This window comes from Dellaglioa sp. CoH-57-MRSF-17 (assembly GCF_056782015.1).
Genome location: NZ_JBXAXY010000096.1, coordinates 1 through 333, shown reverse-complemented (window position 1 = coordinate 333; position 333 = coordinate 1). Strand labels below are relative to the sequence as shown.

Here is a 333-nt window from a genome sequence, read left to right as displayed (position 1 = left end):
GCTACAAACCCGAGTAAATTAGTCGGGTACTGTTGACACGTGCCAGAAACGCGATCATACTAGACCCATCGACTAACCGCTACGGAGTAAAACGAAATGAACGCAATTACCAAATCTCACGAAATGAAAGGCCCGCTGGCTGCGCTGCGCGCCGCCGGGTACGATGCGCGTACGCTGCAAGACGGCACTATCGAGGTGTCGGACCCGGTACGCACGACACACGGCATTGTCTACAAAAACGTGGATTTGAAGACGCCGCGCGACGTGTACAAGTTTCTGATGGACCGCAGCTAATGCGACGCGCGCTCAAGCCAATCGACGCGGCCCCTATCC

Annotated in this window: 1 protein-coding gene; it reads left to right on the top strand. The window is 55.9% G+C overall.

Annotation, left to right across the window (positions count from 1 at the left end):
- Window positions 1-96 precede the first annotated feature (96 nt).
- Window positions 97-294 (top strand): hypothetical protein, encoded by a 198-nt coding sequence (locus tag AC1RPJ_RS08030; protein ID WP_481762885.1) that lies wholly within the window; start codon window positions 97-99, stop codon window positions 292-294.
- Window positions 295-333 lie beyond the last annotated feature (39 nt).

What these genes read in the sequence shown, in the direction of transcription:
- AC1RPJ_RS08030 (WP_481762885.1), top strand. Translation starts at nt 97, where the DNA reads ATGAACGCAATTACCAAATCTCACGAAATGAAAGGCCCGCTGGCTGCG.